Consider the following 24,684-nt stretch of genomic DNA (forward strand, 5'->3'; position numbering starts at 1 on the left):
GGGCAGTGATGCGCAGTACGAGCAGCACGATCCGGACACGCAGGACCGCCAGGGCCGCCACGGCCCTCCTCGCGGGGGCGCTCGCGTTCTCGCTCACCTCCTGCGGTGACGACGACAGCGACGGCGGCAGCGAGGGCGGGAGCCGGGCGACGGAGTCGGCCTCCACCGTCACCCTCCCGAAACTGGACGGCAAGAGCCTGTCGGTCGCCGCCGTCTGGACAGGACCCGAGCAGGCCAACTTCAAGAAAGTCCTTGCGGAGTTCGAGAAACGCACGGGTGCGAAGGTCACCTTCGTGCCCGCGCAGGACCCGATCATCAACTTCCTCGGCTCGAAGATCGCGGGCGGACAGCCGCCGGACATCGCGATGCTCCCCCAGGTCGGCGCCGTCCAGCAGGCCGTCGACAAGGGCTGGGCCACCCCGGTCGGCCCCGAGGCCCAGGAGCAGCTGACGAAGAACTACTCACAGGGCTGGCAGGACCTCGGCAAGGTGGGCGGCAAGCAGTACGGCGTCTACTACAAGGCCGCCAACAAGTCGCTGATCTGGTACAACGCGCCGGTCTTCGAGAACGCGGGCGCCACGGAACCGAAGACCTGGGACGAGCTGCTGACGACTGCTCAGACGGTGTACGACTCCGGTGTGACGCCGTTCTCGGTGGGCGGCGCCGACGGCTGGACGCTCACCGACTGGTTCGAGAACGTCTATCTCTCGCAGGCGGGCCCGGAGAAGTACGACCAGCTCGCGAAGCACGAGATCAAGTGGACGGACCCGTCCGTGAAGGACGCCCTGACCACCCTGGCACAGGTGTGGGGCAAGAAGGACTACGTGGCGGGCGGCGCGGCAGGCGCGCTGCAGACCGAGTTCCCCGCCTCCGTCACCCAGACCTTCACCGGCGGCGACCAGCCGAAGGCGGCCATGGTCTACGAGGGCGACTTCGTGCAGGTCAACATCGCGGAGACGGACGCGGAGGTGGGCCAGGAGGCCAAGGTCTTCCCGTTCCCGTCGGTCGGCGGCACCGCGCCGGTCGTCTCCGGCGGCGACGCGGCGGTGATCCTGAAGGACTCCGAGGCGGCGCAGGCGCTGGCCACCTGGCTGGCCTCGCCGGACGCGGCGACCATCCAGGCCGGTCTCGGCGGCTATCTCTCGCCGAACAAGAACGTCGACCCGTCGGCGTACCCGAACCCGGTGCAGCAGAAGATGGCCAAGTCGCTGATCGCGGCCGGTGACGACTTCCGCTTCGACATGTCCGACCAGGCGCCGCAGGCGTTCGGCGGCACCCCCGGCAAGGGCGAGTGGAAGGCCCTGCAGGACTTCCTGAAGAACCCGAAGGACGTCGCGGGCACCCAGGCGACCCTGGAGGCGGACGCGGCCAGGGCCTACGGGAACTGATCCGGCGATGGCGACCGCACCGGCGGCAGGGGTCCCCCAGACCCCTGCCGCCCCCCGTGGACGCAAGAGCGTGACCGGTACCCGCAGGACCGTGGCAGTGCTCTTCCTGCTGCCCGCCCTGGTGCTGCTCGGCGCGCTCGTGGTCTACCCGATCGGGTACTCGCTCTTCCGCAGCTTCTACGACCAGTCCGGCGACTCCTTCGCCGGACTCGACAACTACAAGGCCCTCTTCACGGACGACGGCATCCGCACGGCGCTGAAGAACAACGTCATCTGGGTGGTGTTCGCGCCGACGGTGGCCACCGTGCTGGGGCTGATCTTCGCGGTGCTGACCGAACGGGTGCGCTGGGGAACGGCGTTCAAGCTGGTCGTCTTCATGCCGATGGCGATCTCGATGCTCGCCGCGGGCATCATCTTCCGCCTCGTGTACGACCAGGACCCCGACAAGGGCGTGGCGAACGCGGTGTGGGTGGGCGTGCACGACACCTTCGCGCAGGCGTCGGCGTTCCCGAGGGCCCACCCGGGCCGTGAGTCGCCGCTGGAGCCGGCGGGCGGCGGGGCGTTCGTCACGAGCGAGCCGGTGCGGGCGGGCACGCCGGTCGCGCTGCCGCTGGTGGGCGTGGCGCCGGACCGGATGCCCGACGGTGCGCAGCGGGCCGTCCGGGCGACGGCCGATCCGGGCAAGGTGACCGGCACGACCTGGCAGGACTTCACCCGCGGCAAGGGCGTCGGCACCCTGGGCGCGCCCGACCCGGCCGAGCTGGGCTATCCCGGCATGCGCGTCGAGGCGGTCAAGGACGGCGAGGTGGTCGCCTCCACGAAGGCCGCCGCCGACGGCACGTTCACCCTGCCCGAGACGGCGGACGGGGCACTGCTGCGGCTTCCGGCGAGCAACTTCCAGGAGCCGTACAACGGGCTGGACTGGCTCGGCCCGTCGCTGGTCACCCCGGCGATCATCGGCTCGTACATCTGGATGTGGGCGGGCTTCGCGATGGTGCTGATCGCGGCGGGGCTCGCGGGCATCCCGAGGGATCTGCTGGAGGCGGCGCGGGTCGACGGGGCCAACGAGTGGCAGGTGTTCCGCAGGATCACGGTGCCGCTGCTCGCGCCCGTGCTCGCGGTGGTGGCCGTCACCCTGATGATCAATGTGCTGAAGGTGTTCGACCTGGTCTTCATCATCGCCCCGGGCTCCTCGCAGGACGACGCGAACGTGCTGGCGCTGGAGCTGTACCGCAAGGGCTTCTCGGAGGACCAGCCGGGCGTCGCCAGCGCGATCGCGGTGTTCCTGCTGCTGCTGGTGATCCCGGTGATGTGGTTCAACGTGCGCCGGCTCAGGCGGGAGGTGCGGCGATGACGGCGAAGTCCCTCGGCGCGAGGGCCGTCGGGTGGGTCAACGGCGGTCTGGTCCGTGTCTTCCTGATCGTCGTCGGCCTGTTCTGGCTGGTGCCGACGATCGGTCTGCTGCTGTCCTCGCTGCGCTCGCCCGAGGACATGAACGCGAGCGGCTGGTGGACGGTGTTCACCGAGCCGGCCCAGCTCACCGTCGACAGCTACCGCAAGCTCCTCGACAACGGCGACATCACCCAATCGATCCTCAACACCGTGCTGATCACGGTCCCGGCGACGGTGCTGGTGGTCCTCGTCGCCGCCCTCGCGGGCTACGCGTTCGCGTGGATGGACTTCCCGGGCCGCGACTGGTGGTTCCTCGCGGTGGTCGGCCTGCTGGTGGTGCCGGTGCAGGTGGCGCTGATCCCGATCGCCGAACTCTTCGGCAAGATCGGCCTGTTCGGCTCCGTCCTCGGGGTGGTGCTCTTCCACGTCGGGTTCGGTCTGCCCTTCGCGGTGTTCCTGCTGCGGAACTTCTTCGCGGAGATCCCCCGCGAACTGCTGGAGGCCGCCCGGCTGGACGGCGCGGGCGAACTGCGGCTGTTCGTGCGGGTGGTGATGCCGCTGGGCGCTCCGGCGATCGCGAGCCTCGCCATCTTCCAGTTCCTGTGGGTGTGGAACGACATGCTGGTGGCGCTGGTGTTCACCGACGCCGACAGCCAGCCCGTCACGGTCGCGCTGCAGACGCAGGTACGGCAGTTCGGGAACAACATCGACGTGCTGGCGCCCGGCGCGTTCATCTCGATGGTGATCCCGCTGGTGGTGTTCTTCGCGTTCCAGAGGCAGTTCGTGTCCGGCGTCATGGCCGGCGCGGTCAAATAGCGCTCCCCCAGGGGCGACCGGAGAGGGCGGGCGTCAATGCCCGCCCTCTTCTCGTGCCCCGGTGTCCCCCTAACGCGGTACACGGCGTAACCACGTCGCTCCGTCGGCCGTTCCCGGGCAGAACGCCCGCGCCGACCCATGGATGTGGATGTCCGTTGCCCAGGTTCAGTGTCATCGTCCCCGTGTACAAGGTCCAGGCGCATCTGCACGCGTGCCTGGAATCGGTCCTGGGCCAGTCGTACTCCGATCTCGAACTGATCGCCGTCGACGACTGCTCGCCGGACGCCTGCGGGGCGGTCGTCGACGAGTTCGCGGCCCGCGATCCTCGGGTGCGCCCGCTGCACCTGCCGCGGAACACGGGGCCGGGCGGCGCCCGCAACGCGGGCATGGAGGCGGCCGGCGGCGACTATCTGCTGTTCCTGGACGGCGACGACACCTTCGCCCCGGGCGCGCTGCGGGCGATCGCGGACCGGCTGAAGGAGACCGGCGAGCCGGACGTGCTGGTGCACGGCCACGCGCGCGCGGACTGGACGGGCGAGCAGGTGCGCGACGAGCCCGCCGAGCGGCTCACCGAGCGCGGCCCGGCCCCGTTCCGGCTCCAGGACCGGCCCGGTCTGCTGCGGGTGCCGGGGGTGGCCTGGAACAAGGCGTGCCGCAGGGAGTTCGTCGAGCGGGAGGGCCTGGACTTCCCGCCCGGCCGGTACGAGGACACGCCCTGGACGTTTCCGGTGCTGGTGACGGCCGAGTCGATCGCGACCCTGGACCGGGTGTGCGTGGTGCACCGGCTGCGCCGGCGCGGTGATTTCCTGTCGACCGCCGGCGAAGGGCACTTCGACGTCTTCGAGCAGTACGACCGGCTCTACGCGTTCCTCGACGCGCGCCCCGAGCTCGCCCAGTGGCGGCAGGTGCTGTTCCGCCGCATGGCCGACCATCTGTCGGAGATGTCCGGCTGCCGCGACCGGCTGCCGCGCGCTGTCCGCGCCGAGTTCCTGCGGCAGGCCCGCGACCGGCTGCGCCGCCACCACGTCCCGGGCACCCCGGCCCCGCTGCGCCTGCGGCTGCGGGACGCCCTGGTCCGCACCGGCGCGCACCGCACCTTCCGGGCCCTGCTGGCGGCCCGGCGTCTCGCCCGGCGCACCGCACACCTCGCGGCCCGGCTCGGCAGGGCGCTGCGCGCGGCCGGGCTGCGGCTGCACTACCGGGTGCAGCTCGTGCTGCCGCTGCGGCAGGACCGGGCGGTGTTCGGCGTGTCCGGGGGACGGGGGCACTCCTGCAGTCCGGGTGCCCTGGAGTCGGCGTTCCGCGGTCTCGCCCCGCACATCGGCACGGCCTGGGTGGCGCTCCCCGAGCATCACCACACGGTCCCGCCGGGCACGCGCCGTCTCGTCCCGGGCACGGCCGCGTACTGGACGGCGCTGGCGCGCTCCAAGTACGTGGTGCACAACGCCGGTTTCGGGCACCGCACGGTCAAGCGCCGCGGCCAGGTGTTCGTGCAGACGCGGCAGGGCACCCCGCTCAAGCGGATGGGCCTGGACCTGCGCGAGCGCCCCGCCGTCGCCCGGGACACGGACCTCGCGCGGCTGACGCGGGAGGCGGACCGGTGGGACTACGTCCTGTCGTCCAACCGGCACTCCACCCTGACCTGGGAACGCGTCCACCCCGGCGGGTACACCGTCCTGGAGCACGGCCTGCCGCGCAATGACGTCTTCCAGCGGGCGACCCCGGCGGACGTGGCCCGGCTGCGCGAGTCGCTCGGCGTCCCGCGGGGCTCGGTGGCGATCCTGTACGCGCCCACGTACCGCGACTACCGCCGTACCCAGGTGCCCGGCCTGGACCTGGAGCGGGTGCTGCGTCGGCTCGGCCCGCGCCACGTCGTCCTCGCCCGGCCCCATCCGCTGCACCCCGGTCCGCTCGGTGAGGGAAGCCGGGTCATCGACGTCAGCGGCCACCCGAGCGTCGAGAAGCTGTGCCTGGCCTCGGACGTGCTGGTCACCGACTACGCGTCGCTGATGTTCGACTACGCCAACCTGGACCGGCCGATCGTGATCCACGCCCATGACCGGGACGCCTACGAGGCCACGCGCGGCACCTGCTTCGACCTGCGGGACTTCCCGCCGGGAGTGGTCGCGCGCGACGAGGACGAGCTGATCGACATCTTCGCGACCGGCCACTGGCGCGGCTCGCGCTCGGCCCAGCTGCGGGCGGCGTTCCGGGAGCGGTTCTGCCCGTACGACGACGGGCACGCCGCCGAGCGCGTCGTACGCCGTGTCGTGCTGGGCGAGACGGATCTCCCGCCGGTCGTGCCGCTGGAGGCACGCCGCCCCGTGCCGTCCGCCGCCGCGTCCCTGGCGCGCTCTCCGCAGGCCAGCGTCCCGCGGCCGGCGCGTCCTGCCGGTGTCACCGGGAGTTGCTGAGCGCGTCCTTCCGCCCTCCGGGTCCGTCCTCCGGTCCGTCCTCCGGGAGTCCGTATGCCCCGCGGTTCGTCGCGGCCCACGCCGTCGCGGCCGTCCACCTGGCGGCCGTCGGGACGGCCGGGCGGCCGGTGCCCCGGCCGTCGCCCGCCCGGATCACCCGATGAGGTGAGCCGGAGGTAGCGCCGTCGGCCGCCGCGGGAATGTACGACAGATGCCCCTCACGCCCCGATCCGCCGCCGCCCGGTGAGCGCCGGCGTCCTCACCCGCCGGCCGGCCCGCGGCGCCACGGCGCTGCGCGGCGGCCGGCTGTGGCGCCCGACGCCGTACCAGGTGTTCGGGTTCCTGTTCTGGCTGGTGATGTCGCTGGCGTACTGGCGGATCCCGCTGTGCTGCGACGCCGGCCAGCACGCGGCCGTCGTCGAACGGCTCAGGGCGGATCTGCTCCGTCCGCGCCATCCGATGGCCGACCTGCCGGGCGCGGGCAGCCCGTACTTCTCGCCGTACGCCGTCGCCCAGGGTGTGTCCGCCCGGCTGACCGGGCTGTCCGGCTGGGAGACGGTCCGGCTCGCCGGTCCGCTGAACCTGCTGGTGCTGCTCACCGGCATCGGCCGCTTCGTGCGGATGCTCACCCCGCGGCCCTGGGCGCCGGTGCTCGCGCTGGCCGCGTCGACGCTGCTGTGGGGCACGGAGCGGGCCTGGTGGAGCGGTTCCCTGGGGCTGATGCCGCTGGCCGGCACCCTCGGTGATCCGCCGGTGTTCGCCGTCGGCCTCGCCCTCTGGGCCTGGGCGCTGACGGGGCGGCTGGCGCGCGACACGGCCGGGGTGCGGTTCGTCGGGCCGCGCGGGCTGCCGAGCCTGACCGGGTACGCGGGCCTGGGCCTGCTGTACGGCCTGGTCCTGCTGGTGGATCCGGTGACCGCGGCCGCCGCGCTGGCGGGCGGGGCGGCGACGGCGGCCGGGCGGCAGCGGGGCTGGGGTGCGGCGGTGGCGGGCCGCTGGGCACTGACCGCCGCGGCGGCACTGGCGACCGCGGCCTGCTGGCCGTACTTCGACGCGTTCACGGCGATGCTCCACGGCGGCGGCGCCCCGCGGGAGCGGCCGCACGAGGACCTGCCCGGCCTTTTCTGGCTCGCGCTGCCGGCCGGTCTGCCCGCCCTGTGGCTGCGCGGGCGCCGCGCGGCCCGGGAGGGCGGCGGACCGCGGGCGGCGTGGCGGGACCCGCTGGTGCTGATGTTCGCGTCGGCCTGCCTGGTGGCGGCGTACGGCTGGTGCGTCGGCCGGCCCTTCTGCGGCGGACTCCTCGGGCTGGCGCCGCTGCCGTTGCAGTGCGCGCTCGCGGTGGAGCTGGCGGCGCCCCGGCCGTGGCCCGTGCGGCGGCGGCTGCTGGGCGCCGTCGCCGCGGCGACGGCCTGCACGGGCTTCCTCGCCGTGCAGGCCGGGGCGGTCGTCCCCCGCTCGCTGGATCCCGTCGGCTTCGGCCAGCCGCCGCGCTGGCCGTCGTACGCGTGGGCCGCCCCCTACATCCGGCCCGGCGAGGTCGTGATCGCCGACGGGCGGCACGCCGTCCGCTCGATCACCGGGCACGGTCCGTACCTCGCCGCCCCGCCCTGGCCGGACCCCGCGCTCGACGAGCGGGAGCGGCTGCGGGGGCTCGCGGACGTACGGGCCTACCTCGACGACGGCTCGACCCGCGCCGGGCGTGCCGCCGTCGTCCGGCGCCACCGGGTGCGCTGGCTGCTGCTCACCCGCCGGCGCAGGGTGCCCGAGGAGGCCGTCGTGGTGGCGTGGAGCGAGCGGACGGGCGAGGTGCTGGCGCGGGTCGGAGTGCCCGCGGCCACGCGGACGGACGCGGCCTCCCGCTCCCCCGTGGTCCCCCGGTCGCCCGCGGCTACTCGATGACGAGGTCGACGGGGATGTTGCCGCGGGTGGCGTTGGAGTACGGGCAGACCTGGTGGGCCGTCTCGACGAGCTTGCGGCCGGTGGCCTCGTCCAGGGTGTCGGGCAGCTCGACGCGCAGGGTCACGGCCAGGCCGAAGCCCTCGCCCTGCTTGCCTATGGAGACCTCGGCCGTCACGGCGGCGTCGCTGACGTCGACCTTGGCCTGGCGGCCGACGAGGCCCAGGGCGCTGCCGAAGCAGGCGGCGTAGCCCGCGGCGAAGAGCTGCTCCGGGTTGGTGCCCTGGCCGTTGCCGCCGAGCTGCACCGGCATGGCGAGCGCGAGGTCGATACGGCCGTCGTCGGAGACGGCGCGGCCCTCGCGGCCGTGGGTGGCGGTGGCGACAGCGGTGTACAGCGCGTCCATGGATGAACCGTCCCTCTCGGAAGGAAGTGCGTGAGGCCGGCCGCCTCACGGCCACAAGTAGAGCACACAATTAAGTTGTGCACAACTAAATGGAGGGCAAGCGCTACCCTGGAGGCATGACCACCCCGACCCCGGCCGTCGCCCAGGAGGACTGGCTCCGCCTGGACCGCCAGATCTGCTTCTCCCTGCACGCCGCCTCGCGCGCCTTCAACGGCGTCTACCGCGTGGTGCTCAAGGAACTCGGCCTGACCTATCCGCAGTACCTGGTGATGCTGGTGCTGTGGGAGCGGGGCGAGCAGCCGGTCAAGAAGCTCGGCGAGCACCTGCGCCTGGACTCCGGCACGCTCTCCCCCCTGCTCAAGCGGCTGGAGGCGGCCGGCCTGGTGCACCGGGAACGCAGCACGCGCGACGAGCGCTCGGTGGAGGTCCGGCTGACGGAGGAGGGCGAGGCCATGCGGGAGCGGGCGCTCGCCGTGCCCCGCCGGATCGTCGGGTCGACCGGCTTCGCCCTCGACGAGATCAGCGAGCTGCGCGAGCGGCTGGACCGGCTCACCACGGCCCTGGACGCCGCCGCGGTGAACGCCTCCGCGGAGCGGCCGTAGCACCCGGCGCCGCGGCCCGGACGGCCCGCGAGGAGTCTCCACGGCCACACGGTCACGCCGCGCGCCGGTGCGAGCACGGTGCGACGTTCCCGGAGCCGCCGGAGCCCGCCCCTGGTTGACTGTCGGCATCGACCGCCGGCGTCGCGCCGGCAGGGCGATCACCGCGGGCCTTCGGGCCGAACGACGAGGGGACGGCCGTATGACCTGGCTGATCACCGGCGGCGCCGGATACATCGGAGCGCACGTCGTGCGCGCGCTGCGCGAGGCGGGCGAGAGAGCCGTCGTCTACGACGACCTGTCGACCGGCCTCGCCGAACGCCTGCCCGAGGGCGTGCCCCTGGTGGTGGGCTCCACCCTGGACGGCGAGCGGGTGCGGAGGGCGCTGAGCGGACACGCCGTCACCGGAGTCGTCCATCTCGCGGCGAAGAAGCAGGCCGGCGAGTCGATGGACCGCCCGCTGCACTACTACCGGGAGAACGTGGAGGGCCTGCGGGTGCTCCTGGACGCGGTGACCGCGGCCGGTGTGCCGTCCTTCGTCTTCTCCTCCTCGGCCGCGGTCTACGGCACACCGGACACCGACCTGGTGACCGAGGAGACCCCGTGCGTCCCCCTGTCCCCGTACGGGGAGACGAAGCTGGCCGGCGAGTGGCTCGTGCGCGCGGCCGGCCGGGCGACGGGTCTGTCCACGGCCTGTCTGCGCTACTTCAACGTGGCCGGGGCGGCGAGCCCCCGGCTGGCCGACACGGGTGTGTCCAACCTGATCCCGATGGTCTTCGAGAGGCTCACGGACAACGCCCCGCCGCGCATCTTCGGCGACGACTACCCGACCCCCGACGGCACCTGCGTGCGCGACTACATCCACGTCGTCGACCTCGCCGAGGCCCATGTGGCCGCCGCCCGCGCGCTCTCGGCCTCGCCCGGCCGCGACCTCACCCTCAACATCGGCCGCGGCGAGGGCGTCTCCGTCCGCGAGATGATCGACCGCGTCAACGCCGTCACCGGCTACGACCGCCCGCCCGTCGTCACCCCCCGCCGCCCCGGCGACCCCGCCCGCGTCGTCGCCTCCGCCGACCGCATCGCCACCCAGCTCGGCTGGAAGGCCAGGCACGACGTCCAGGACATGATCACCTCGGCCTGGACGGGCTGGACCCGTCTGCACCCGGAGGCGGCCCGGGCATAGGGGCCGCCGTTCAGAGCGCCCGGAGCGCCCCCGTCGTCGCCCGGGCCAGGGACGCGAGGTAGCCCTTGGGGAGCCTGGGGCTGCGGATGACGACCGAGCGCCAGTACAGGGGGCCGGAGATGAGGTCGAGAGCCAGCTCGCCGTCGACGCCCGCGCGGATCTCGCCGCGCCGCTCCGCCGCCGCCACGATCTTGCTGGCGACGCCCTCCTGCCCCTCCCGCAGCGCCTTCTGCATCAGCTCGGCGATCTCCGGGTTGCGGGCCGCCTCCGCCTGGAGGTCGGGGATGATCTGCGAGGCCACCGGGTGCCGCAGGGCACGTGAGGTGACCTCGTACAGCAGCCGGAGATCGCCTTCCAGACTGCCGGTGTCCGGAGCCGGCAGACCCTGCACCGCGATCGCCGACACGATGTCCAGCACCAGGTGCAGCTTGGAACGCCAGCGCCGGTACACCGCGGTCTTGCCGACCCCCGCCCGGCGCGCGACGCCCTCGATCGACATCCGCGCGTAGCCGACCGCCGCGAGCTCCTCGAACACCGCCGCCCGGATCGCCTCCGTCACGTCCTCCCGCAGGACGGCGGCCCCTGCGGGGGTCCGGCGGCGGGGGCGCGGCTGGGGTCCGTCGGCGTGGGTCATGCGGACAGCATAGGACGTTGCGACGAAACGGTTCCGTCCCGACGTGACCGCCCCGGACCATCCCGGACCGCCGCCGCCCCCACGTCACGGTCACGTCACGACGAAACGGTTGCGTCCCGACGTCCGCTCGGCCTACGCTCACGTTGCGACGATACGGTCCCGTCCCGACGTAAGCGCCGGACAAGGGCCCCGCCGCGCCCCTCCCCCGAGCGAAAGCAGCGGAATGAGCCAGGTCCTGCACTCACCGCCCCCCACGGCACCGGCACCGCAGCGGACCCCCGCCGACGGCGGCCTCGCGGCGCTCGCCGCGCGCCACGGGCTCTCGGTCAGCGGCGCCCGCGCCGGCCTGCCGCAGTACATCCGGCAGCTGTGGGCCCGTCGCCACTTCATCGCCGCCTTCTCCACGGCCAAGCTCACCTCCCAGTACAGCCAGGCCAAGCTGGGCCAGCTCTGGCAGGTGATGACACCGCTGCTGAACGCGGCCGTCTACTACCTGATCTTCGGCGTGCTGCTCCAGACGAAGCGGGGAGTGCCGGACTACGTGCCGTTCCTGGTGACGGGCGTGTTCATCTGGACGTTCACGCAGAGCTCGATCCTGGCGGGCACCCGCGCGATCTCCGGCAACCTCGGCCTGGTGCGGGCTCTGCACTTCCCGCGGGCCGCGCTGCCGATCTCGTTCTGCCTCCAGCAGCTGCAGCAGCTGCTGTTCTCGATGGCCGCGCTGGCCGTCATCCTGCTGGGCTTCGGCGTGCCGCCCGCGGCGTCCTGGGTGCTGGCGGTCCCCGCGCTCGTCCTGCAGTTCACCTTCAACGCGGGCATGGCGATGGTCCTGGCCCGGCTGGGCGCCAGGACGCCCGACCTGGCGCAGCTGATGCCGTTCGTGCTGCGCACGTGGATGTACGCGTCCGGCGTGATGTTCAGCATCGACCACATCCTGCGCACCCACACCGACCTGCCGTCCTGGGTGGGCACCGTGCTCCAGCTCAACCCGGCGGCCGTCTACATCGACCTGATGCGCTTCGCCCTGATCGACAGCTTCCACGGCAGCCAGCTCCCGCCGCACGTGTGGGCGCTGGCGACCGGCTGGGCCCTGCTCGCCGGCGTCGGCGGGTTCATCTACTTCTGGAAGGCTGAGGAGACGTACGGCCGTGGCTGAGCAGACCTCCGAGAACATCCCCACCGTCGTCGCCGACCGCGTCGACATCGTCTACCGCGTCAACGGCACCGGCGCCGGACGCGGTTCGGCCACCGCCGCCCTCAACCGCATCCTGCGCCGCAAGCAGTCCGAGAAGGCGGCGGGCGTACGCAAGGTGCACGCGGTCAGGAGCGTGTCGTTCGTGGCGTACAAGGGCGAGGCCATCGGCCTGATCGGCACCAACGGCTCGGGCAAGTCCACCCTGCTCAAGGCCGTCGCCGGACTGCTCCCCGTGGAGAACGGCCGTATCTACACCCACGGCCAGCCCTCCCTGCTCGGCGTGAACGCGGCCCTGATGAACGACCTCACCGGCGAGCGCAACGTCCACCTCGGCGGTCTCGCCATGGGCATGTCCCGCGAGCAGATCAAGGAGCGCTACCAGGAGATCGTCGACTTCTCCGGCATCAACGAGAAGGGCGACTTCATCACCCTGCCCATGCGGACGTACTCCTCCGGCATGGCCGCCCGGCTGCGTTTCTCCATCGCCGCCGCCAAGGACCACGACGTCCTGCTGATCGACGAGGCCCTCGCCACCGGCGACCGCTCCTTCCAGAAGCGCTCCGAGGCCCGCATCCGCGAACTGCGGCAGCACGCGGGCACGGTGTTCCTGGTCAGCCACAACAACAAGTCCATCCGCGACACCTGCGAGCGTGTGCTGTGGCTGGAGCGCGGCGAACTGCGCCTGGACGGGCCCACGGAGGAGGTCATGCGGGAGTACGAGAAGTTCACCGGTGACACCAGGCCCAAGCCCGGACCGAAGCCGAAGCCGAAGCCTGCCGCCGCCAAGCCCGTCACCCAGCCCGCCTCCGAACCCGCCGCGAAGGCCGCGGCACCCGTGGCGGCACCCGTGGCGCCCGCTCCGCAGCCCGCCTCGCACGGGGCCTGAGCGGCCGCCCCGCACGACGCCGCCGCACATGAGGAAGGCGCCCCGGGCCGTGCGGCCCGGGGCGCCTTCCTCATGGTGCCGTCACGAGTGGGCGCGCAGCAGCGTCCTCATCGTGCGCATCGCCACCGACAGGTTGGCGAGGTCGAACGTCTCCGACCCCTGGATCTCCTCCAGGGTCGTGCGCGCACGGCCGAGAAGCGCCTGGTTCTTCTGCTCCCACACCTCGAAGCGCTGCTCGGGGGTGGCGGAGCCGTTGCCCGACGCCAGGATGTCGGACGTGAGCGCCGCGTGGGCGGCGTACAGGTCCTCACGGATGGCGGCACGGGCCATGGACTGCCAGCGGTCCGCGCGGGGCAGCTCGATGATGCGGTCCATGAGCCGGGTGATGCTGAGCCGGTCGGCCAGGTCGTAGTAGACCTCGGCGACGTCCAGCGGCTCCTTGCCCATGCGGTCGGCCACCGAGACGATGTCCAGCGCCGGGAAGGCCGAGGAGAACCCGGCCACGCGCGTGGCCAGCTCGTCCGGCACGCCGACCGCGGTCAGCTCGTCGTAGATCTGCTGCCACCACTCCAGGTCCACGCCCTTGAGCAGCTTGGGCAGCTGCTGCCACACCTGCTCCACCCGCTCGGCGAAGAAGGTGACGGTCTCGGCGAGCTCCAGCGGCTGCGGCCGGTTGTTGAGCAGCCAGCGCGTGCCGCGCTCGACGAGGCGGCGCGAGTGCAGCCGGATCCGGGTCTGGACCACGGCGTCGACCCGGTTGTCGAGGGCCTCCACGCCGTCCCACACCTCCGCCGAGCGGAAGATCGCCCGTGCGGCGGTCTGCGCCCGCACGATCTCCTCCAGCGACGCGCCGGTCTCCTCGCGCATCCGGTGCAGGTACGTCGTACCGCCGGTGTTGACGGTGTCGTTGACCAGGACCGTGGTGGTGATCTCGCGGCGCAGCGGGTGGCTGTCGATCTGCCCGGCGAACTGCTCCCGCAGCGCGGTCGGGAAGTAGGCGTCCAGCAGACCGCGCAGGTAGGGGTCGTCCGGCAGCGAGGTGGCCAGCAGATCCTCGGCGACCGTGATCTTCGTGTACGCCAGGAGGACCGCGGTCTCCGGGCCGGTCAGGCCCTGGCTGGAGCCGAGGCGCTCGCGGATCTGGCGGTCGGTCGGCAGGAACTCCAGCGCCCGGTCGAGGTGGCCCTCGCGGACCAGGTGGCGCATGAAGCGCTGCTGGGCGTGGAGCATGTCCTTGGACTGGGCGAGGGCGTTGGCGATCGCCGTGTTCTGCGCGTAGTTGTTGCGCAGCACCAGACGGCCGACCTCGTCGGTCATCTCGGCGAGCAGCTTGTTGCGCTGCTTGACGGTCATGTCGCCCTCGGCGACCAGCCCGTTGAGCAGGATCTTGATGTTCACCTCGTGGTCGGAGGTGTCCACGCCCGCGCTGTTGTCGATGGCGTCGGTGTTGATCCGTCCGCCCTGCAGCGCGAACTCGATCCGGCCGAGCTGGGTCAGGCCCAGGTTGCCGCCCTCGCCGACGACCCTGACGCGCAGGTCGCTGCCGTCGACGCGGATGGCGTCGTTGGCCTTGTCGCCGACGTCGGCGTTCGACTCCTGGGACGACTTGACGTAGGTGCCGATGCCGCCGTTCCACAGCAGGTCGACCGGCGCGGCGAGGATGGCCCGCATCAGGTCCGCCGGGGTCATCTTGGAGATCTTCTCCTCGATGCCCAGGGCGGCGCGGATGTGTCCGTTGATCTGGATCGCCTTGGCGCTGCGCGGGAAGACGCCGCCGCCGGCGGAGAGCAGCTCGGTGTCGTAGTCGGCCCAGCTGGAGCGCGGCAGCTCGAACAGACGGCGGCGCTCGGCGCAGGAGACGGCCGCGTCCGGGTTGGGGTCGATGAAGATGTGCCGGTGGTCGAAGGCGGCGACCAGGCGGATGTGCTCGCTGAGCAGCATGCCGTTGCCGAACACGTCACCGGACATGTCGCCGATGCCGACGACCGTGAAGTCCTCGGTCTGCGTGTCCACGCCCAGCTCGCGGAAGTGCCGCTTGACCGACTCCCAGGCGCCGCGGGCGGTGATGCCCATGCCCTTGTGGTCGTAGCCCGCGGAGCCGCCGGAGGCGAAGGCGTCACCGAGCCAGAAGTTGTACTGCTCGGCGACCCCGTTGGCGATGTCGGAGAAGGTCGCGGTGCCCTTGTCGGCGGCGACGACGAGGTAGGTGTCGTCCTCGTCGTGGCGCACGACGTCCGCCGGCGGGACGACCTCGCCGGCCACCATGTTGTCGGTGATGTCGAGCAGCGCCGAGATGAACGTCTTGTAGCTGGCGACGCCCTCCGCCATCCACGCGTCGCGGTCCACGGACGGGTCCGGCAGCTGCTTGGCGACGAAGCCGCCCTTGGCCCCGACCGGCACGATGACGGTGTTCTTCACCATCTGCGCCTTGACCAGGCCGAGGATCTCGGTGCGGAAGTCCTCACGCCGGTCGGACCAGCGCAGACCGCCGCGCGCGACCTTGCCGAACCGCAGGTGCACGCCCTCGACGCGGGGCGAGTAGACCCAGATCTCGAACGCCGGACGCGGCGCCGGCAGGTCCGGGATGGCCTGCGGGTCGAACTTCATGGAGACGTAGTCGTGCGGCCGGCCGGCCGCGGCCTCCTGGAAGAAGTTGGTGCGCAGCGTCGCCTTGATGACGGTGAGGAAGGACCGCAGGATGCGGTCCTCGTCCAGCGAGGCGACCTGGTCGAGCGCGGCTTCGAGCTCCTCCAGGAGGGCGTCGACCAGCTCGTGCCCGGCGCGCTGGCGGTCGGGCGACATCCGCGCCTCGAACAGCGACACCAGCAGCCTGGTGGTGTGGACGTTGGTGCGGAGGGTGTCCTCCATGTAGTCCTGGCTGAAGGTGGAGCCGGCCTGGCGCAGGTACTTGGCGTACGCGCGCAGCACCGTCGCCTGCCGCCAGGTCAGCCCGGCACCCAGCACGAGGGCGTTGAAGCCGTCGTTCTCGGCCCTGCCCGTCCAGGTGGCGGCGAACGCCTCCTGGAACCGCTCGCGGGCGTCGTCGGCGAGGTAGTCGCCACCCGCTCCGCCCTGCGTCTTGGGGACGCGCATGCCGAAGTCGTAGATCCAGGCGACACTGCGGTCGGCGCAGCGCAGTTCGTAGGGACGCTCGTCGATCACCTCGACGCCGAGCCGGTTGAGGACCGGCAGGACGGCGGACAGGGAGATCGCGTCACCCCTGCGGTAGATCTTGAAACGGCGCTCGTCGGGGGCGGCACCGACCGGCTCGTAGAGGCTGAGCGCGAAGTTGTCCTGCTCGGTCAGCCGCTCCAGGTGGACGAGGTCGGCGACCGCCGCGCGCGGGCTGTGGTCGGCCTTGTAGCCCTCGGAGAAGGCGTCGGAGTAGCGGCGCAGCAGCTCGGCGGCGCGCTCCTCGCCCAGCTCGGCGTTGAGCGCGTCGGCGAAGCCGTCGGCCCAGGAGCGGGCGGCCTCGACCAGGCGGGCCTCGATGCGCTCCTTGTCGCTGTCGGACAGCTGCGGCAGCTCGGTGCCCGGCGGGACCCGGACCACGAAGTGCAGCCGGGACAGGATCGACTCGGTGTTCCAGGCGGTGAAGTCGACGCTGATGCCGCCGAGCTCCTCCTTGAGGATGTCGATGATCCGCAGGCGCACGCCGGTGGTGTACCGGTCGCGCGGGAGGTAGACCAGTGCGGAGTAGTAGCGGCCGTACTCGTCCTGGCGCAGGTACAGGCGCAGCCGGCGGCGCTCCTGGAGGTACAGCACGGAGGTGGCGATGGCCCGCAGCTCGTCGACGGGCGTCTGGAACAGCTCGTCGCGCGGGTACGTCTCCAGGATCTGGAGCAGGTCGCGGCCGTCGTGGCTGCTGGGCGAGAACCCGGCGCCCCGCAGGACCTCGTCGACCTTGCGGCGGATGACCGGCACACGCAGCACGGACTCGGTGTAGGCGGCCGAGGAGAACAGACCGAGGAAGCGGCGCTCGCCGACGACCTCGCCGCTCTCGTCGAACTTCTTGACGCCGACGTAGTCCAGGTACGACGGGCGGTGCACGGTGGAGCGGCTGTTGGCCTTCGTCAGCACGAGGAGCTTGTGCTCGCGGGCCTTGGCGCGGGCGTCGGCGGGCAGCCGCTCGAAGGAGGGGCTGACCGGGTGCTGGTCGTCGCCCGCGTGGTGCGGGTCGGAGCGCAGGATGCCGAGGCCGGTGCCGGGCACGGCGGCCAGGGAGTCGTCGTCGCGCAGCTGGTACTCGCGGTAGCCGAGGAAGGTGAAGTGGTCGGCGGCCAGCCAGCGCAGCAGCTCGCGGGCCTCCTCGATCTCCTGGCGGCGCAGGTCCTCGGCGACCGGCTCCTCGGGCAGGCCCTCGGCGATCCGCAGGGCCGCGTCGCGCATCTTCTCCCAGTCCTCGACGGCCTCACGGGCGTCGGACAGGACACGCAGCAGATCGGCGGTGATCTGCTTGAGGTCGGAGCGGTCGGTCTCGCGGTCGATCTCGACGTGGATCCAGGACTCGACGTGCGCGTCGTGCGGCAGGTCGCCGGTGTGCGGGGTGGTGAGAACCTCGATGAGCCTGCCGGTCAGGTCGCGGCGGACGACGACCTGGGGGTGGATGACGACATGGATGCCGCGGCCCTGGCGGGTCAGCTCGTTGGTGACGGAGTCGACGAGGAAGGGCATGTCGTCGGTGACCACCTCGACGACGGAGTGGCTGCACATCCAGCCGTTCTCCTCGACCGTCGGCGTGTGCACGCGCACGTTGGCGGTGCCCTGCGGACGGTTCTCGGCCAGGCGGTAGTGCGAGTAGGCGGCTCCGAAGACGTCGACCGGGTCGCGGTCGGTGAGGTCCTCCGGGGCGGTGTGCAGGTAGTAGCGCTGGAGGAACGCGAGCACGGCGGCCCGGTCGGGGGTTCCCTGCTCGGTCTTCCCGGTCGGTAGGTGCCCCCCGACCGGGCTGTTCTCAGCTACCCGGGCGGCCCGTTCGAGCAGCTCGGCCTTGGCTTCGTCCAGCTTGGTCTGCATTGTCCTCTGGCTCCTGTCGCGCGCCGTTGCGTGACGTTGAAGGAAGTACGGTCTCTCCCCCACCGGCCCGGCGCCGCGACGCGGGGTGTCCGGTCCGTTCCGACGTCGTGCCGCCGGGGAAGAAGCGCGGTGGGCCCACGGTCGGGCCCCACGTCACCGAGGGACGGCACACCGCTGTCGGCGCCGCCTCGATCCAGGGTGTGTGCGGTGTTCTCGGGGCTGTCACAGCCCCGAACCGGCCGCGAGGACCAGCGATTGCCGCCCGGCAGCGGATGTCCTCCGTGCTCACCGGGCGCAGGGCAGGGGCATCGGTGCCCCCGCGAGATATCGCGCTGATCACGCCACCAAGGCTATCGCTCCCCACCGGGCCCACGTCATGAGCCGTATGTGTACAAAACTGGGGGGCGAACTTTGACGTTCTGCACAGGGGCGACCGGGTGAGGCGTCCTGATTCGCCTCTCGCGGCAGGGGCGCGCAGGCTGAAAACGAATGCGCCTCTTGGCAAGGGCGCCGTCCAGGGGGCAGGTTTCCCGTGAAGCCACGGTTCTGAGGGGAGCGCACGGCCATGACAGCGAAAATCCTCATCGTCACCGGGGACGCGGCGGAGTCCCTGGAGGTCCTCTATCCCTACCAGCGGCTGCGCGAGGAGGGCTACGAGGTCCACATCGCCGCCCCCGAGCGCAAGAAGCTGCAGTTCGTCGTCCATGACTTCGAGCCCGGCTTCGACACCTACACCGAGAAACCGGGGTACACCTGGCCCGCGGACCTCGCCTTCTCCGAGGTCGAGCCCGGTGAGTACGCCGCCGTGGTCGTCCCCGGCGGGCGTGCCCCGGAGTACCTGCGCAACGACCCCGAGCTGCGCAAGATCCTCAAGTCGTTCTTCGACGCGGACAAGCCCGTCGCCCAGATCTGCCACGGCCCCCTCCTCACCGCCGCGGTCGAGGGCCTGCGCGGCCGCCGCGTCACCGCCTATCCCGCCCTCGAACTCGACATGCAGGCCGCCGGTGCGACCTTCCAGGACGCCGAGGCGGTCGTCGACGGCACCCTGGTCTCCTCCCGCGCCTGGCCGGACCACTCGGCGTGGATGCGGGAGTTCCTCACGGTGCTGCGGGCGAAGGCGCCGGTGACGTAGCTTCGCGGCCCGGGCCCCCGGGCTCACCGGGGTGCCCGTGCCGCCATCCGCTCGGCCTCGGCGACCGCTTCCTGGAGGGTGTCCACCACGGGTACCCCGACGGGCTCCAGGCTCGCCCTGCCGTGCGACCCGCCGGTGTACAGCACCGCCTGCGCCCCCACGTGCAGCGCGGCCAGCGCGTCGTCCGCGGCGTCCCCGATCACCACCGTCCGGCGCACGTCCACGCCCGGCAGCGCCCCCAGGTGACGCACCATGTGCTCGGCCTTGGTGCCGCCGGACGGCCCTGTCCGCCCGTCGACCCGCAGGAAGTGGCGCTCGATCCCGAAACCCCGCACCAGCGGCACGAGCTCCTCGTGCCCGTACATGCTGAGGATCGACTGGCTCCGCCCGGCCGCCCCCCAGTCCGCGAGCAGCTGCGTGACGCCCTCGGCGAGACCGCAGCGCGCACGGTGCTCGGTGTAGTGCCGGTGGAAGGTCTCGTCCATGACCAGCCACTCGGTGTCCGTCGGCAGCCGTCCCATCAGCCGCTCGTAGAACTTCGGCACGGGTACGCAGTACAGCGCCCGGTACCGCTCCAGCGTGATCGGCTCCAGCCCCAGCTCGGCGAACGCCGCGTTCGTCGCGCCGATGATGGCGTCGTTGTCGTGGAACAGGGTGCCGTTCCAGTCCCAGACGATATGGCCCACAGGGTGCGTTCCCATGCCGAAGAACGTACCCGCCCCCGCCGGCAATCAGGAGAGCCGCAGACCGGCGGAGTGCGGCTGAGCGGGCCCGGGCCCGCTCAGCCGGCCAGGCCGACCAGGTGGGGGATCTCCTGTGTGGCGTACCAGAGCAGCTCGTGGTCCTCGGCCCCGTCCACGGTGAACTGCGCGTCGTCGTCCCCGCCGTCCGCCGCCGCGAGGGCCTGGGCCGCCGCGGTCACGTCCGCCTCCGCGTCGTCCGCGTCGACGTGCACCGACGCCGCCCTGGACAGCCGTACGGGGCCGGCGACCCGTACCTCGCCGAGTCCGGCCGGGTCCGGCCCGCGGTCGGGGCCGGCGACGGCCGAGCCGTCGGGGACGTCGACGGCCACCACGACCCGGCGCCGCCCGGCACCCGGGTCCGCGGCCAGCCGGCGCAGCGAGGCGAGCGCGGCGCGGCCCAGGGCCGCGTACTCCAGCTCCTCCAGGTCGTCGGAGAGGTACCACTCGCGCAGGGCCGGCGTCACCGCGTAGGCGACGAGCTCCGCCCCCAGTTCGCCCGTCTTGTACGCCTCGGCGAGACCGGAGAGGGTCAGGGGGACGTAGACGCGCATGGGACGGCCGCTTTCGTGTCGGAGAACTGGCGAAGCCCGAAGGGCCTTCAGGATACGGTCCGCTGTCCCCTTTCGGGTCCCCGTCCAGGGCCCCGGAACCGTCCACCCGGGGCCGGGAATTCACCCGGTGCGCCCTTCCGGGCACGGGTCCGCGGCCGGCCGGTTCCCTCTGATAGGTGAACAGTGCGTGGCCCTGGCATCCGTTTCCTCCCCACTTGCCGCTCCTGTCCCTCACCCCGTACAAGATCCTCAGCGCGAAGTTACTGCCCGGTATCTTCCGGGCTCGTCGAACGGGGATCTCATGGACGTCATCACCGCAACGGCTGGCCTGCGCGTCATGGACAAGGTCATGACCAGGACGCCTCCCCGCGCCGCGGACCGGACCGCGGACCCGGCCACCCCTCGGCACTCCCCACACCCGCCTCGGCCCCCGCACCCGCCGCAGCCGCAGCCGCAGCCGCACGCTCCCGCGGCCGCGCGCCCCGCCGGTCCGGCCCCCGGCCGCGCGGCCCCCGCTCCCTCCGATGCCGCCACCACCGCCGAGGCGCATCCCGGCCGCCGGGCTCACCCGGCCGCCCGCGCCCCGGGCCGTCCCGCCGACGCCCGCTCGTCCGCCCGGCCCGGCACCCGGCCCCCGACGCGCCGCGACCCGCGCCGTCCCGGCGGCTCCCCGGCCCGCGCGGGCGGCGGCGGCACAGGACCGGCGGGCACCCGCCCGCCGGCCGCCCGTGGCACCGGCACACCGGCCCCCGGCGCGCCCGCCGGGGCCCTTACGCCCGGGCCCCGCCCCATGGCCCAGGGAAGGCCGCAGCGCCCTCTCCCCGGCCTTCTCAGGGCCGCGCAGGCCGTCGCGTCCGGCCCTCCCCGCACCGCGCGGCGCCCGGACACCGTCCCGGCGCAGACGCCGCGCCGCCCCGTCCCCCAGCCCCGTCCCACCGACCTCTTCGCGGACCGGCTCGTGCTCGTGCTCAGCGGTCTGCGCCCCGTGCACTGGATGCTGCGGCACACCGCCGGACAGGCGTACGACGACCTCGCGCGGCTCGCCGAGACAGGTCCGCTGCGCACCCGGGGAGCGCGGCCCGTCGTGCGGGACATCGGCTACTACGTGCCGCGCGACGGCGCCGTCGAGGCGTTCGCCCGTATCGCCGCGGGCGACCGTCTGCGGGCCATGGCCTTCCGGCTGGAGCTGGGCCGGGACCGCCGCTGGCGCTGCACGGCCGTGGAACTCGGCCCGACGGCCGGCCGGGACGGCGCACCCACCCGCTGAGCACCGCCTCGCCCGGCCCGGACACGCCGAAGGGCCGGGCCCCCTCCAGGGGGTGGCCCGGCCCTTCTCCCGGCGTGGCGCTACGGCGTCACGCCCGGTGTGTCACTTCTTGCGGCGGCGGCTCACGCCACGCGCCTGCTTGCGGCGCTCCGCGCGCGTGAGGCCGTCGGCCTCGGAGCGCACCGGCTCGCCGTCCTCGGTGAAGTCGCCCTCGACGGTGCCGCCCTCACCGTCCACGGTCGGCGCCGAGAAGTGGAGGTTGCGCCGCTGCGGGGCGTCCAGCCCCTTCGCGCGGATCTCCGGACGTCCGGCCGCCTGAGCGGGCACCGAGTCCTGCTTCTCCAGGTCGGCCACCGGCTTGGTGTCCTCGACCGGGACCTCCTCGACCTGCTGCTCGACCTGGACCTCCAGGTTGAACAGGTAGCCGACGGACTCCTCCTTGATGCCGTCCATCATCGCGGTGAACATGTCGAAGCCCTCGCGCTGGTACTCGACCAGCGGGTCCTTCTGCGCCATCGCCCGCAGGCCGATGCCCTCCTGGAGGTAGTCCATCTCGTAGAGGTGCTCGCGCCACTTGCGGTCCAGGACCGACAGCACGACCCGGCGCTCCAGCTCACGCATGATCTCCGAGCCGAGCTGCGCCTCACGCGCCTCGTACTGCTCGTGGACGTCGTCCTTGATGGACTCGGAGATGAAGTCGGCGGTGAGACCGGCCCGGTCCCCGGCCGCGTCCTCCAGCTCCTCGACGGTGACCTTCACCGGGTAGAGCTGCTTGAAGGCACCCCACAGCCGGTCCAGGTCCCAGTCCTCGGCGAAGCCCTCGGCGGTCTCGGCGGCGACATAGGCGTCGATGGTGTCGTCCATGAAGTGCTGCACCTGCTCGTGCAGGTCCTCGCCCTCCAGGACACGGCGGCGCTCGCCGTAGATGACCTCACGCTGGCGGTTGAGGACCTCGTCGTACTTCAGGACGTTCTTGCGCGTCTCGAAGTTCTGCGTCTCGACCTGCGACTGCGCGGACGCGATCGCGCGGGTGACCATCTTGTTCTCGATCGGCACGTCGTCCGGCACGTTGGCCATGGACATCACGCGCTCGACCATCTGCGCCTTGAACAGCCGCATCAGGTCGTCGCCCAGCGACAGGTAGAAGCGGGACTCGCCCGGGTCGCCCTGACGGCCGGAACGACCGCGCAGCTGGTTGTCGATGCGCCGCGACTCGTGCCGCTCGGTGCCCAGCACGTACAGACCGCCGAGGGACTCGACCTCGTCCTTCTCGGCCTTGACCGCCAGCTCGGCCCGCTCCAGGGCGGCGGGCAGGGCCTGGGCCCACTCCTCGATGTGCTCCTCGGGGTCGAGCCCGCGCTGGCGCAGCTCGGCCTCGGCGAGGTCCTCGGGGTTGCCGCCGAGCTTGATGTCGGTACCGCGGCCGGCCATGTTGGTGGCCACGGTCACGGCGCCCCTGCGGCCGGCCTGGGCGACGATGATCGCCTCACGGTCGTGCTGCTTGGCGTTGAGCACCTCGTGCTGGACGCCGCGCTTGCTGAGCTGCTGCGACAGATACTCGGACTTCTCGACCGACGTCGTACCGACGAGGATCGGCTGGCCCTTCTCGTGCTTCTCGACGATGTCGTCGACGACCGCCTCGAACTTCGCGACCTCGGTGCGGTAGATCAGGTCCGACTGGTCCTTGCGGACCATCGGCTTGTTCGTCGGGATCGGGACGACGCCGAGCTTGTAGATCTGGTGGAACTCCGCGGCCTCGGTCATGGCCGTACCGGTCATGCCGGAGAGGCCGGGGACCTCCTTGCCGCTGTGGTCGTGGCGCTTGTAGAGACGGAAGAAGTTCTGGAGGGTGATCGTGGCGAGCGTCTGGTTCTCGTCCTTGATCGCCACCGCTTCCTTCGCCTCGATGGCCTGGTGCATGCCCTCGTTGTAGCGGCGGCCGGCGAGGATACGGCCGGTGTGCTCGTCGACGATCATGACTTCGCCGTCGATGACGACGTAGTCCTTGTCCTTCTTGAACAGTTCCTTGGCCTTGATGGCGTTGTTCAGGTAACCGACGAGCGGGGTGTTCACCGACTCGTAGAGGTTGTCGATGCCCAGCCAGTCCTCGACCTTGGCGACACCGGCCTCGTGGATGGCGACCGTGCGCTTCTTCTCGTCGACGTCGTAGTCGCCGGTCTCCTCCAGGCCCTTGAGCGGCTGGCCGGCCTCACCGCGCTTGAGGCGGGTGACCAGCTTGGCGAAGTCGCCGTACCACTTGGTGGCCTGGTCCGCCGGGCCGGAGATGATCAGCGGCGTACGGGCCTCGTCGACCAGGATGGAGTCGACCTCGTCGACGATGGCGAAGTTGTGGCCGCGCTGGACCAGCTCGTCCTTCGACCACGCCATGTTGTCGCGCAGGTAGTCGAAGCCGAACTCGTTGTTCGTGCCGTACGTGATGTCGCACGCGTACTGCTCGCGCCGCTGGGCCGGCGTCATGTTCGCCAGGATGCAGCCGACTTCCAGGCCCAGGAACTTGTGGACGCGGCCCATCATCTCGGAGTCGCGCTCGGCCAGGTAGTCGTTGACCGTGATGAGGTGGACGCCTTCGCCGGACAGGGCGTTGAGGTAGGCGGGCAGCGTGCCGACCAGGGTCTTGCCCTCACCGGTCTTCATCTCGGCGACATAGCCGAGGTGCAGGGCCGCGCCACCCATGATCTGGACGTCGTAGTGGCGCTGGCCGAGGACACGCTTGGCGGCCTCGCGCACGGTGGCGAACGCCTCGGGCAGCAGGTCGTCCAGGCTCTCACCGTCGGCGTAGCGCTGCTTGTACTCATCGGTGAGGGCCCGCAGCTCGGCGTCGGAGAGGTCGACGAAGTCCTCTTCGATGGAGTTGACCTGGTCCGCGATGCGGTGCAGCTTGCGCAGGATCTTGCCTTCGCCTGCACGCATGATCTTCGAGAGGACGGACACGGGGGTTGGTCTCCTTGCCGGTCGGGCCTGGGACGGTCGGTTTCCATGTGACTGACTGAGCAACGGCCATCGTATGCGAGGACCGGGCTGGGCCGGGAGGCCCGGCGGCCCGACAGCTGTTTCACCCATGACAACGCACGGGACGATCGGATGGTGCCGCGCGGGCACGGCGAATTGCGCGAGATGTGACCGCTCGGTCACACACGGCGAAAAG

At 72.0% G+C, this 24,684-nt stretch carries 17 protein-coding genes; 11 read left to right on the forward strand and 6 right to left on the reverse strand.

The features are described 5' to 3' along the window. The first annotated feature begins 8 nt into the window (after positions 1–8). From ACIQGV_RS05810 to ACIQGV_RS05830, 5 genes are all read left to right on the forward strand, one after another. A complete protein-coding gene (locus ACIQGV_RS05810) occupies positions 9–1,388 on the forward strand; it encodes an ABC transporter substrate-binding protein (RefSeq protein ID WP_402490932.1) in 1,380 nt (459 codons plus the stop codon). 7 nt (positions 1,389–1,395) lie between these two features. Next, positions 1,396–2,742: a carbohydrate ABC transporter permease gene (locus ACIQGV_RS05815; protein ID WP_402490933.1), complete on the forward strand. Its 1,347-nt coding sequence runs from the start codon at positions 1,396–1,398 to the stop codon at positions 2,740–2,742. Beyond that, complete coding sequence (locus ACIQGV_RS05820) at positions 2,739–3,596, forward strand: carbohydrate ABC transporter permease (protein ID WP_402490936.1); 858 nt, start codon at positions 2,739–2,741, stop codon at positions 3,594–3,596. The genes ACIQGV_RS05815 and ACIQGV_RS05820 overlap by 4 nt, the downstream gene beginning before the upstream one ends. 155 nt (positions 3,597–3,751) lie before the next feature. Then, positions 3,752–6,010: a CDP-glycerol glycerophosphotransferase family protein gene (locus ACIQGV_RS05825; RefSeq protein WP_402490938.1), complete on the forward strand. Its 2,259-nt coding sequence runs from the start codon at positions 3,752–3,754 to the stop codon at positions 6,008–6,010. A gap of 243 nt (positions 6,011–6,253) precedes the next feature. Continuing rightward, positions 6,254–7,909: a hypothetical protein gene (locus ACIQGV_RS05830; protein ID WP_402490941.1), complete on the forward strand. Its 1,656-nt coding sequence runs from the start codon at positions 6,254–6,256 to the stop codon at positions 7,907–7,909. Here the strand turns inward: ACIQGV_RS05830 and ACIQGV_RS05835 are convergent. After that, positions 7,899–8,312 (reverse strand): organic hydroperoxide resistance protein, encoded by a 414-nt coding sequence (locus tag ACIQGV_RS05835; protein WP_402490943.1) that lies wholly within the window; start codon positions 8,310–8,312, stop codon positions 7,899–7,901. The genes ACIQGV_RS05830 and ACIQGV_RS05835 overlap by 11 nt on opposite strands. Before the next feature lie 116 nt (positions 8,313–8,428). On the opposite strand from ACIQGV_RS05835, the gene ACIQGV_RS05840 reads away from it, so the two are divergent. Together ACIQGV_RS05840 and galE are read left to right on the forward strand one after the other, a co-directional pair. Then, the gene (locus tag ACIQGV_RS05840) at positions 8,429–8,914 is read left to right on the forward strand and encodes a MarR family winged helix-turn-helix transcriptional regulator (RefSeq protein WP_402490945.1); all 486 of its coding nucleotides are present in this window, start codon (positions 8,429–8,431) and stop codon (positions 8,912–8,914) included. 199 nt (positions 8,915–9,113) lie between these two features. Then, positions 9,114–10,094, forward strand: coding sequence for a UDP-glucose 4-epimerase GalE (gene galE / locus ACIQGV_RS05845; RefSeq protein WP_402490948.1), 981 nt, complete (start codon positions 9,114–9,116; stop codon positions 10,092–10,094). A gap of 10 nt (positions 10,095–10,104) precedes the next feature. Here galE and ACIQGV_RS05850 read toward each other — a convergent pair whose 3' ends face one another. After that, complete coding sequence (locus tag ACIQGV_RS05850) at positions 10,105–10,728, reverse strand: TetR/AcrR family transcriptional regulator (RefSeq protein WP_402490949.1); 624 nt, start codon at positions 10,726–10,728, stop codon at positions 10,105–10,107. A 223-nt stretch (positions 10,729–10,951) separates the two neighbouring features. On the opposite strand from ACIQGV_RS05850, the gene ACIQGV_RS05855 reads away from it, so the two are divergent. Then, a complete protein-coding gene (locus ACIQGV_RS05855) occupies positions 10,952–11,884 on the forward strand; it encodes an ABC transporter permease (RefSeq protein WP_402490952.1) in 933 nt (310 codons plus the stop codon). After that, complete coding sequence (locus ACIQGV_RS05860; RefSeq protein ID WP_402490955.1) at positions 11,877–12,809, forward strand: ABC transporter ATP-binding protein; 933 nt, start codon at positions 11,877–11,879, stop codon at positions 12,807–12,809. Before ACIQGV_RS05855 ends, ACIQGV_RS05860 begins: the two co-directional genes overlap by 8 nt. Before the next feature lie 81 nt (positions 12,810–12,890). On the opposite strand, the gene ACIQGV_RS05865 is transcribed toward ACIQGV_RS05860, so the two are convergent. Continuing rightward, positions 12,891–17,825: an NAD-glutamate dehydrogenase gene (locus ACIQGV_RS05865; protein WP_402490958.1), complete on the reverse strand. Its 4,935-nt coding sequence runs from the start codon at positions 17,823–17,825 to the stop codon at positions 12,891–12,893. Positions 17,826–18,390: 565 nt separating this feature from the next. On the opposite strand from ACIQGV_RS05865, the gene ACIQGV_RS05870 reads away from it, so the two are divergent. Further along, positions 18,391–18,957: a DJ-1/PfpI family protein gene (locus ACIQGV_RS05870; RefSeq protein ID WP_402490960.1), complete on the forward strand. Its 567-nt coding sequence runs from the start codon at positions 18,391–18,393 to the stop codon at positions 18,955–18,957. 23 nt (positions 18,958–18,980) lie between these two features. On the opposite strand, the gene ACIQGV_RS05875 is transcribed toward ACIQGV_RS05870, so the two are convergent. Further along, positions 18,981–19,658: an HAD family hydrolase gene (locus tag ACIQGV_RS05875; protein ID WP_402490963.1), complete on the reverse strand. Its 678-nt coding sequence runs from the start codon at positions 19,656–19,658 to the stop codon at positions 18,981–18,983. A gap of 80 nt (positions 19,659–19,738) precedes the next feature. Further along, on the reverse strand, positions 19,739–20,251 hold the full coding sequence (locus tag ACIQGV_RS05880) for a DUF6912 family protein (RefSeq protein ID WP_402490966.1): 513 nt from the start codon (positions 20,249–20,251) through the stop codon (positions 19,739–19,741). A gap of 790 nt (positions 20,252–21,041) precedes the next feature. On the opposite strand from ACIQGV_RS05880, the gene ACIQGV_RS05885 reads away from it, so the two are divergent. Further along, complete coding sequence (locus ACIQGV_RS05885) at positions 21,042–21,518, forward strand: Rv3235 family protein (RefSeq protein ID WP_402490967.1); 477 nt, start codon at positions 21,042–21,044, stop codon at positions 21,516–21,518. Positions 21,519–21,620: 102 nt separating this feature from the next. Here the strand turns inward: ACIQGV_RS05885 and secA are convergent, their stop codons facing one another. Beyond that, positions 21,621–24,470, reverse strand: coding sequence for a preprotein translocase subunit SecA (secA, locus tag ACIQGV_RS05890; protein ID WP_402490970.1), 2,850 nt, complete (start codon positions 24,468–24,470; stop codon positions 21,621–21,623). Positions 24,471–24,684 lie beyond the last annotated feature (214 nt).

It is taken from the genome of Streptomyces sp. NPDC093094 (assembly GCF_044754345.1).
GTDB lineage: Bacteria > Actinomycetota > Actinomycetes > Streptomycetales > Streptomycetaceae > Streptomyces.

Excerpts from the sequence above, each read along its gene's own strand:
- ACIQGV_RS05810 (WP_402490932.1), top strand. The coding sequence starts at position 9 with ATGCGCAGTACGAGCAGCACGATCCGGACACGCAGGACCGCCAGGGCC.
- ACIQGV_RS05815 (WP_402490933.1), top strand. The coding sequence starts at position 1,396 with ATGGCGACCGCACCGGCGGCAGGGGTCCCCCAGACCCCTGCCGCCCCC.
- ACIQGV_RS05820 (WP_402490936.1), top strand. The coding sequence starts at position 2,739 with ATGACGGCGAAGTCCCTCGGCGCGAGGGCCGTCGGGTGGGTCAACGGC.
- ACIQGV_RS05835 (WP_402490943.1), bottom strand. The coding sequence starts at position 8,312 with ATGGACGCGCTGTACACCGCTGTCGCCACCGCCACCCACGGCCGCGAG.
- ACIQGV_RS05840 (WP_402490945.1), top strand. The coding sequence starts at position 8,429 with ATGACCACCCCGACCCCGGCCGTCGCCCAGGAGGACTGGCTCCGCCTG.
- galE (WP_402490948.1), top strand. The coding sequence starts at position 9,114 with ATGACCTGGCTGATCACCGGCGGCGCCGGATACATCGGAGCGCACGTC.
- ACIQGV_RS05850 (WP_402490949.1), bottom strand. The coding sequence starts at position 10,728 with ATGACCCACGCCGACGGACCCCAGCCGCGCCCCCGCCGCCGGACCCCC.
- ACIQGV_RS05855 (WP_402490952.1), top strand. The coding sequence starts at position 10,952 with ATGAGCCAGGTCCTGCACTCACCGCCCCCCACGGCACCGGCACCGCAG.
- ACIQGV_RS05865 (WP_402490958.1), bottom strand. The coding sequence starts at position 17,825 with ATGCAGACCAAGCTGGACGAAGCCAAGGCCGAGCTGCTCGAACGGGCC.
- ACIQGV_RS05870 (WP_402490960.1), top strand. The coding sequence starts at position 18,391 with ATGACAGCGAAAATCCTCATCGTCACCGGGGACGCGGCGGAGTCCCTG.
- ACIQGV_RS05875 (WP_402490963.1), bottom strand. The coding sequence starts at position 19,658 with ATGGGAACGCACCCTGTGGGCCATATCGTCTGGGACTGGAACGGCACC.
- ACIQGV_RS05880 (WP_402490966.1), bottom strand. The coding sequence starts at position 20,251 with ATGCGCGTCTACGTCCCCCTGACCCTCTCCGGTCTCGCCGAGGCGTAC.
- ACIQGV_RS05885 (WP_402490967.1), top strand. The coding sequence starts at position 21,042 with ATGGCCCAGGGAAGGCCGCAGCGCCCTCTCCCCGGCCTTCTCAGGGCC.